At 57.5% G+C, this 8,568-nt stretch carries 6 protein-coding genes, 1 pseudogene and 1 riboswitch; of the genes and pseudogenes, 3 read left to right on the forward strand and 4 right to left on the reverse strand.

Annotated features, from left to right (window positions below):
* On the forward strand, positions 1–963 hold a 963-nt coding region (locus tag B2W52_RS05600; protein ID WP_286801822.1), incomplete at its 5' end, for an FGGY-family carbohydrate kinase.
* Here B2W52_RS05600 and B2W52_RS05605 read toward each other — a convergent pair.
* On the reverse strand, positions 944–2,164 hold the full coding sequence (locus B2W52_RS05605) for a D-amino acid dehydrogenase (RefSeq protein ID WP_008171203.1): 1,221 nt from the start codon (positions 2,162–2,164) through the stop codon (positions 944–946). The genes B2W52_RS05600 and B2W52_RS05605 overlap by 20 nt on opposite strands.
* Before the next feature lie 163 nt (positions 2,165–2,327).
* Positions 2,328–2,420, reverse strand: a riboswitch (glycine riboswitch).
* A gap of 105 nt (positions 2,421–2,525) precedes the next feature.
* On the opposite strand from B2W52_RS05605, the gene B2W52_RS05610 reads away from it, so the two are divergent.
* Both B2W52_RS05610 and B2W52_RS05615 read left to right on the forward strand, forming a co-directional pair.
* The gene (locus tag B2W52_RS05610; RefSeq protein WP_273018447.1) at positions 2,526–3,617 is read left to right on the forward strand and encodes a DUF3336 domain-containing protein; all 1,092 of its coding nucleotides are present in this window, start codon (positions 2,526–2,528) and stop codon (positions 3,615–3,617) included.
* Positions 3,618–3,741: 124 nt separating this feature from the next.
* Entirely contained in the window at positions 3,742–5,448 is a 1,707-nt protein-coding gene (locus tag B2W52_RS05615; protein ID WP_273069378.1) for a putative bifunctional diguanylate cyclase/phosphodiesterase, read from the forward strand.
* A gap of 11 nt (positions 5,449–5,459) precedes the next feature.
* Here the strand turns inward: B2W52_RS05615 and B2W52_RS05620 are convergent, their stop codons facing one another.
* From B2W52_RS05620 to B2W52_RS05630, 3 genes and pseudogenes are all read right to left on the reverse strand, one after another.
* Positions 5,460–6,029, reverse strand: a complete 570-nt coding sequence (locus tag B2W52_RS05620; RefSeq protein WP_092032662.1) for a condensin complex protein MksE — start codon at positions 6,027–6,029, stop codon at positions 5,460–5,462.
* Complete coding sequence (locus B2W52_RS05625) at positions 6,022–7,422, reverse strand: hypothetical protein (RefSeq protein ID WP_008171211.1); 1,401 nt, start codon at positions 7,420–7,422, stop codon at positions 6,022–6,024. The genes B2W52_RS05620 and B2W52_RS05625 overlap by 8 nt, the downstream gene beginning before the upstream one ends.
* A pseudogene (locus B2W52_RS05630) lies at positions 7,415–8,568 on the reverse strand (hypothetical protein); the annotation flags it as partial. The pseudogene B2W52_RS05630 and the gene B2W52_RS05625, both read right to left, overlap by 8 nt.

The following is an 8,568-nucleotide window of genomic DNA, read 5'->3' on the forward strand; positions in this document are numbered from 1 at the left end:
TTCAAATGGCAGACGATGCCAGTCGAGCCTTCCATGCTGCCTGAGCTGGTTGCACCCGGCGAAACACTGGGCCATTTGACCGACGAAGCCTGCAAGCACCTGGGCCTGGCAAAAAGCCTCCCAGTAATCGCCGCAGCTTCCGACAAGGCCTGCGAAATTCTCGGCTCCGGCGGGCTGACACCCGATATCGGCTGTATGAGCTATGGCACCACTGCCACCATCAACACCACCAGCCAGCGTTACGTCGAACCGATCCGGCTGATGCCGCCCTATCCGTCTGCGTTGCCCGGCCATTACTCGACGGAGGTCATGATCTACCGGGGTTTCTGGATGGTGAGCTGGTTCAAGCGGGAGTTCGGGCTGAGAGAACAGAAACTGGCCGAGGAACGAGGTATCGAGCCGGAAGCGCTGTTCGATGAACTGGTCAAGGCAGTGCCACCAGGATCCATGGGCCTGATGCTTCAGCCCTACTGGTCACCCGGCGTGCGCCAGCCGGGGCCGGAAGCGAAAGGCTCGATCATCGGGTTCGGGGACGTTCACACCCGTTCCCACATTTATCGCGCCATCCTCGAAGGTCTGGCCTACGCGCTCAGGGAAGGAAAGGAAAAAATCGAGAAGCGAAGCGGCGTGAAGATCAGGAAATTGCGAGTGGCCGGCGGTGGCTCACAGAGCGATGCGGCGATGCAACTCACCGCCGATGTGCTCGGGCTGCCGGCCGAGAGGCCTCACACCTATGAGACCTCCGGGCTCGGCGCCGCCATTGATGCCGCTGTCGGGCTAGGGCTGCATCCGGATTTCGACACCGCCGTGGCGAAGATGACCCGGGTTGGCGACGTTTTTCATCCCAACGAAGAAACCCGGGCTCTTTACCAGCGGCTGTATTCCGAGGTTTATCTGAAGATGTACCCTCAGCTTCAACCCCTGTACCGGAAAATCCGCGAGATTACCGGCTATCCCCGGTAACGCTCTCAGCGACCAACTCAGCGGTAATCGCAGAGAGCGTCCAGCCCAGGTGACCGTGACCGGTGTTGTAGAACACGGTCGGCAGGCGACCTGGCCCAACCCTTGGCATCATGTTCGGCAGCATTGGCCGCAAGCCGGCCCAGGGCACTACCTTGCGAGTACAGACTCCGGGAAAGCACTGCTCAACCCAACGGGTGAGCGGGCGGATGCGGTCGTCCTTGATATCGCGGTTGTAACCGCTGAACTCGGCGGTACCGGCAACCCGGAAACGGCCATCGCCCAGGCGACTGGTGACGATCTTGGTGGCATCGTCGAGCAAACTCACGGTCGGTGCCGCCTTTTGCGAGGCTTCGTCGTCCAGCTCCACGGTAATTGAGTAACCCTTAACCGGATAGATATTCACCCGGTCACCCAGCTTTTTCGCGAGTCCGCGACTGCCGACGCCGGCACAGATCACCACGCCGTCAAATGTGTCCCGGGACTGTTCGGTGCCATCGTGAGCGGTCACCCAGGCATTGCGCTCATCGGCGCTCAGCTCGGTCACCGTGTGGCCGTAACAGGTTTTTACGCCCAGCCGCTTGATGGCATCCGCCAGTCCATTGGTGAACTTGTGAATATCACCGGTGGAGTCACTCTCTGTGAAAAACCCGCCGTAATAGTTGCCGGCCAGGGTCGGCTCGATGGATTTCATTTCCTCCGGGGTCACCGACCGGCGCTCAAGGCCACCAGCCGCCAGCAGGCGCGATACTTTTTCAGCGTGATCAAACCCGGCCTTGTCCCGGTAGATGTGCAGGATACCCTGCTTCTTCAGGTCGAAATCGATGCCTTCTTCCTGCGCCCAGGCAAACAGGTGGTCACGGGCAGCAATGGCCAGGCGTGCAGTTTCCGTGGTGTTCTTTTCATACTGGGGAATGGCGGCAATGAACTCGGCGAACCAGCTCAGCTTGTGCCAGGACGGCTTGGGATTGACCAGCAGTGGCGCATCCCGGCGGGACATCCACTTGATGCCCTTCATCACGGTCTGCCAGTTGTTCCAGACCTCTGCGTTGGAAGCAGAGAGCTGTCCACCGTTGGCGAAGGAGGTTTCCATCGCCGCATAGCGATGCTTCTCGTAAACCGTAACGTCAAGCCCGCGCTTGGCAAGGGTGTAGGCCGTGGTAATACCAGTGATACCACCGCCAATTACTGCGATTCGCTTCATTCCAATCTCCGTGAGCGCCAAGGGTTTCCTCCCTGCTCGAAATGGCAGAAAGCACCCCTTCCGTCACGGGACCTGAGAGATTCACGAGCCGTTTTAACGAAAACGGTCGTTTGCTCCTTCGGTGTGCCGACTGACGCGATTGTCGACAGCTCTTCGGAAAGTATTCATGTCAGCGGTCCTTTTGCCTGAGAGTTTCCGGGGCAGTTGCTCCTTCGGCGCTGATCGCAAGGGATTCAGTCTCTCCCGCAGACATGTCTGATTGGTAATAAAACCCAACCCACGGGCCTAAACATAGCAAATAACCCGGAGCCAGGAAACCGGCCTCTGCACAGCTTGGGCCGTATGGGTTAAGGTAAAAGCCATGAAACACGCCTCGAAGACCCGCAAACAGCTCCAGCAGCAACTGGAACAGGCCCACGACTACGAGCAGTGGTGCGAGGCCGCTACCGCGCTCGATGACCTGGACGGGCTGCTGGCCTGGCGCGAGCAGGAAGAGACCGGGATGCTGCATGAAAGCCTGATGCGCAAGCACATGGGCCTCATGGACCATTGCCGGCAGAATGGCGACACACGGCGACTGATCCGGATACTTCAGGAGAGCCTATACCGTCACCTGGGCGAATTATCCAATCCCGACCTGTACACGGTGGCGCGCAGCGGCACCAACCGATTGGTGGGTGAATTCCTGGATGCCGTCGAGACGTCCATGGAATTCATTTGCGACCACCCTATTCCGGAGGTGACAACCGCCCGAAAACTGAAGATGTTTCAGGACGCCGAGCGGGTCTATGGTCGGCCAGCCCTGATGCTCAGCGGGGGTGCGGCCTTTGGTATTTACCATATCGGTGTTACCCGGGCGCTCTGGCGACAGGATCTGCTGCCGGATGTCATGGCAGGCTCCAGCATGGGTGCCATCGTGCCGGGTGCCATCTGCACACGGAACGACAAGGAACTGGCAGAGTTCTTTAACCATCCGGAACGGATTCACCTGAATGCGTTCCGCTGGCTCGGCGTCACGGAAGGCTTGAGGGCGGGCCATGCCATGGATCCGCGCCAACTTCAGGAGCATCTCCACCACAATCTGGGCAACGTCAGTTTCAAGGAAGCCTATGAGCACAGTGGCCGAACTCTGAATATCTCCGTCTCCCCCACCCGCACCCAGCAGAAGCCACGGCCACTCATCGAGCAGGCCTACGCCATGACCAGTCAGCAATACCTCGGGGACATCAACATCCATTTCCCGCCCAGGGCGTCCCTTTACCGAAAGGTCCTCTCCAACCCGACCCCTGAAGATCTCGAGATGTATATCAATCTCGGTGAACAGGCCACATGGCCACGGCTTGCCATGATCAAGGACCAGACCAGGATCAGCCGGGCATTCGATCGCTGTATCGCCAGGCTGGAGCAAGAGCTGGAGCAGGAAACCGCAGAGCAGACTGCAACGCCGCTCTAAAGACAGCACCGCCCTACCGATCAGTAAATCAACTAGATAACCCCGGGATCCCGAACTATTCTCACTTTATTGCATCATCGCTTTGCGGTGCGTTCATCGCTAACCAAAAGGATGCTGACCCGCAATGGATATGAGACAGGGAATTCGATCGGCTACCGAAGACAGTGAAAACAGGTTTTACGAACTGATAGAAAGTCTGCCCATGGTGGCTGTCCAGGGCTATGACAGGTACCGGCGGGTAATATATTGGAACGAGGCAAGCACACGCCTTTATGGCTATTCGCACGAGGAAGCGCTCGGACAGTTATTGGAGGACCTGATCATCCCCGATCACATGCGCAACGCTGTGATCGACGCGCACCGCAATTGGCTTGAAAAAAACATCAGCATTCCCTCCGACGAACTTGAACTGAAACACAAAGAAGGACATCTGGTTCCCGTTTACTCAAGCCATGTGATGATCAAACAGGAAAGCGGGGCCTGTGAGATGTTCTGCATCGACATAAGCCTCGAAGAGCAGAAACAAGCCAGAGACGAGCTTTATCGGCGCGCGAGTTTTGACGACCTGACGGGATTACCCAACCGGCATTTCATGGAAGCCGAGTTGTCGAGCCGACTGGATGAGGCTGATCGCCTGCAACAGGAATTAGCGGTCGTTTTTATCGATCTGGACAATTTCAAAATCATCAACGATACCCGTGGCCACCATCATGGTGACAGTCTCCTGAAAGCGGTGGCCGAAACCCTGAGGGGCGAACTTCGAGGCGGAGACCTGTTGAGCCGCTTTGGCGGAGACGAGTTTGTCTTGCTGATCTTCGATTTCGAAGGCCCTGAAGGTATTCATGAACTTGTTTGTCGGTTGATAGACGCTCTGGAACACAGAGTTCATCTGGAAGGCGACTGCTACCAGGTTACCGCCAGCTTTGGCGTGAGCCTTTTTCCGCACAACGGAACCACCGTGGCTGAGCTGATGGGCAATGCAGACGCCGCCATGTATCAGGCCAAAGAAACCGGCAAGAACGGCGTGTGCTTCTACACCCCGGATATCAATGACAGGCTGGTCAGTTATCAGGAAATCACCAACCTGCTCAGAGACGCCTTGAATAACGATGGCCTCGAATTGTTTTTCCAGCCCCAGATCAGCCTCGCGGATCGCACATGCGACTCCTGCGAGGCGCTTCTTCGTTGTTTTCACGGTCAATCCCGGGCAGTTTCACCAGCCATTTTCATTCCCGTGGCTGAAAAGTCTGGCCTCATCAACCGGATAGGCGAATGGGTAATCGAAGCAGCCTGCAAGCAGCTCGACGCATGGCAGGATACCCCTCTGAAAAACCTGCGGGTTGATATCAACCTGTCGGGACGACAGCTCACCAATCCACACCTTGCGAGCCATATTCTCGAAACAGTGGAACGTTACAATCTTCAGCCTAACCAGCTTGGGGTGGAGCTGACTGAGAACGAGGTTTTCGGCACCGATGAAAGCCAGACAAAACAACTGGAAAAACTGAAACAGGCGGGTGTGCACATTTCGATTGATGACTTCGGTACCGGACACTCCTCTCTTGTCTATCTCCGAAAACTCCCGGTTTGCGGAATAAAAATCGACAGGAGCTTTCTGCAACATGCGATGCAGAACAGCGCCGATATGGCCATCATGGAGGCAATGGTTACCGTTGGCCACAGCCTGGGCCTAAGCGTGCTGGTCGAAGGTGTTGAGACGGATGAACAGGCCCAATTGGTCACCGAACTGGGTTGTGATCTCGCTCAGGGTTTTCTCTATGCCAAGCCCATGCCGGCAAACAAAGTTGAAGAATTCCTGACCAGCTTCTGATCAGGAAAACACTACCCTTGTTCAAACTCCCGAACCAGCTCCTGCAGAAAATACAGCCCCGCCGAACTCAGGAAACAGCGCCCCGCACCCGCGCGAAACAGCAGATGGCGTTTTTCCAGGTAATCCAGCGCTTCCGGCACGCCCTTTTCAAAACGGGCTGCACGCAGAATTTCCTGATATTCCTCATCGCTAGCCAGGGAAGAGAGGTCTTGCTCATTCAACCCGGCATCGGGCCGGCCAAGGTATTCAAGATCCCGACCGCTGCGTGCGAAATAACGCCCGATCAGCAGCAGGATTACCTGCACCCGGAAGGCGTTCTCATCGTGCTCTTCGTTCTCCTCTTCGCTGCTTTCCTTGAGAAAGAAAAACGCGCCGGTTTCGTTGAACACCAGCTCACTGCCCAGGTGCTCATAGAAGGTCCGGAAATGGGACAGATGGTTATAAAGCAGGTTGTAGAGCGGATTGGCACGCAACTCGGAGCGGTTGCCGTCCCACACATCACGCACAATCACCCGGCCGGCCTGGAATTCCCGGTAGATTGCGGCGCTGTGGGCCGGGAGGATTTCTTCAAATTCAGACATTCTGTTGCTCCAGGCGACGCTTTCGGTAGACAAACTGTTCACTGTCGGATGACTGATCGAGGATTCGGAAGCGATTGGTAGTCACCACCTGCAAGCCCTCGGGGGGCGAGTTTACCAGCCGGTTCAACGCCGCCAGCAGGTCCGGGAAGCGATAGCCGGGGATAAACCCGTCCAGGCGCCCGTGAAGCTCACGTACCAGATCGGTTGTTGGCCGCAGCTCCAGGGTTTCCAGCCATTGATACAGCTGGTTGATGCGCTGGACATCAATCCGGGTATGGCGACCACTGCCATCCACTTGCTGCAGAACCGGCACTTCAGCCTTGCGTCGGAGGTCGTTCAGGCGCAGCTCCAGTTCGCTGAACAACAGCTGGTAGTAGCTGGACGATTCACCGAAGGCGTAGTGTTTCGGTCGTTGCTGGGCCCGAAGGCCGATCAGAAAACCGGTGCTGCGGGCAAAGTCTCCACCTTCCAGCCATTTTCGTTTCAGGCTGAGGGTCTCGGTTTCCCCCTTGAGTTCCTGCAGCTTGCCGTAGAAATGCTCCATGGCGTTGTACTGGACCATGCCCTGGCGCGTCTTGCGCAGGAAGTGCTCCACCTCCTGGGCCACCGCCTGAATGGGTTTGTACAGGGCGTTCAAACTAATGGAGGAACGGAACAACTGATCTGCCAGGCTGTGATCGCCGTGATTTTCCAGCAACCGCACCATCGCTTCCAGGGTTTCGAACAGGTTGCTGCCATCCGGCAGCCGCGTATCCGGGTTCAAAAACACCAGGGTCGGCTTGATGTGGCGCTCGTACAGGGTAACGATCTGCTCAAACAGGTTCTGGCGGAACTCAAGGAATTTCTGGGGCGCCCGGCTGGCGTCGCCGGAGAGATCCGCAAGCTGCGCACTGATGGTCTGCATGCGCAGGACATTCTGGCGCAGCAAACCGATGAGCTGGCTCACCCGCTCGTTCAGATCATCCCTCAGTTCGGTGTAGTCCGGATCGGCGTCGCTGAAAGAGCTGGTCTCGAGCCGATTGCGCACGTCCCGAAGGGTTACAAGATGGCCGCGAAGCCGAGCATCCGTCAGTTCCTGGTACAGCGACGCGTTGCAGGCACGCATCAGGTTGATCAGGGCATCCTGAAACACCAGGCGCCGCTCACCTTCGGCCTTGATGATGTCGATCACCAGGCCGCTGCGGAACAGATTGTCGGTATTCAGCGCAAAACGCACCCGATCCCGGTCGGCGTTGCCAAGGGTGCGGGTATAGTCCATCACCTCGGCCACCAGATCGCTCTCACGGATATACCGGGCTTCGTTCCGGTCCATCCGTTCGATCATCCGGAACAGGATCTTCGGGTGCTCGAACAGCAGCCGGGTGGTATCCAGGGTGCTGAACCGTTTACTCATCCACCTGCTCCATCAGGCTAGCCTGGGTCTGATCAGCCCAGTGGCTCATGGCCTCGCCGTTGGTAAAGCCCTCCGCTCCACCCCAGAACACCAGGGTACGTTGCGGGCTGTAAGGCTTCGCGGTGCGCATCTGCCCTACTTCCAGGTGTCGGCCGATCAGGTAAATCACTTCCGCGCTGGCGCTATGAGTGGCGGCAGAGAACAGGTTGAAGCCCTGCTTGCGTAACCGCTCCAGCAGCGAGGGCATCTGGCTGATGTCCACGCTGGCCAGCTCATCCAGCACCATGGGGAACGACAATTGAACGCCCGGGTACAACACCCGTTTCAGCAGCCGGTACACCAGTTCCAGATTGATCAGGGCCGTGGTGGAGGTGGACTGGCCCTTCTTGTCGAGGCTTGTGGCGTTTTCCTTCCGGGTTCTGTAGGAAATGCCGGTGATCACCTTGTCCATGGTCAGGCGCTTGCTGCCGCCCTCCCCGAAAAAGTCCGCCACGAACACCCGCAAACGGTCATAAAACGCGTCCGACTGCAGCTGGTTGCCATAGGGGTCGATGTTGTTCGCTTCTTCCACCAGATTGCGGAATTTCGGATCGGTATGAATATCCACGCGGATTTCCACCAGATCGTTGATGCGCACCCCTTCGAGCTCACGGTTCAGTTGCGCCTCGAAACGGGCAATGTGCTCGTGGTTGGATTTCAGGGCCTGCCGGTAGCTGGCCACGGTTTCATTGTGGATGCCCACCTGCTGCTCAAGCACATTCCAGCGCTCTGCCATGCCGGCAAACAGATCTGAGAGACCTTTGAACGTTTCCCGGATAGCCGATGACGCGGGGCTGTCTTTCTGCAATTCGCCTTCGGTGTCGTCGTGGATGCCCAGATACACGAACTGACGAAGGTGGTCGAGGATACTGCGACGGCGCTCCTCCAGGTCGTCCAGCTGGGTTTGAAGGTCATCAAACGCCGCCACAGACACCTGCTCAATGTCCAAAGGCTGTTCCGCTTCCACCGCTTTCAGATGCGGGAACCGGTGCTCTACCGTGCCAACACTCCGGCTGAGGCCCGCCAGTTCCCGTTCCCGCTCCTCGATACGCTCTTTTTCGGCCCTGGCTTTGGCGGCCTTCTGCTGAACCGCGTCCTGCTTCTCCT

This window comes from Marinobacter sp. UBA2498 (assembly GCF_002341575.1).
In the GTDB taxonomy this organism is placed as follows: Bacteria; Pseudomonadota; Gammaproteobacteria; order Pseudomonadales; family Oleiphilaceae; genus Marinobacter; species Marinobacter manganoxydans.

Bases quoted from the DNA above. Each gene is read 5' to 3' on its own strand.
- B2W52_RS05605 (WP_008171203.1), bottom strand. From the start codon at position 2,164: ATGAAGCGAATCGCAGTAATTGGCGGTGGTATCACTGGTATTACCACG.
- B2W52_RS05610 (WP_273018447.1), top strand. From the start codon at position 2,526: ATGAAACACGCCTCGAAGACCCGCAAACAGCTCCAGCAGCAACTGGAA.
- B2W52_RS05615 (WP_273069378.1), top strand. From the start codon at position 3,742: ATGGATATGAGACAGGGAATTCGATCGGCTACCGAAGACAGTGAAAAC.
- B2W52_RS05620 (WP_092032662.1), bottom strand. From the start codon at position 6,029: ATGTCTGAATTTGAAGAAATCCTCCCGGCCCACAGCGCCGCAATCTAC.
- B2W52_RS05625 (WP_008171211.1), bottom strand. From the start codon at position 7,422: ATGAGTAAACGGTTCAGCACCCTGGATACCACCCGGCTGCTGTTCGAG.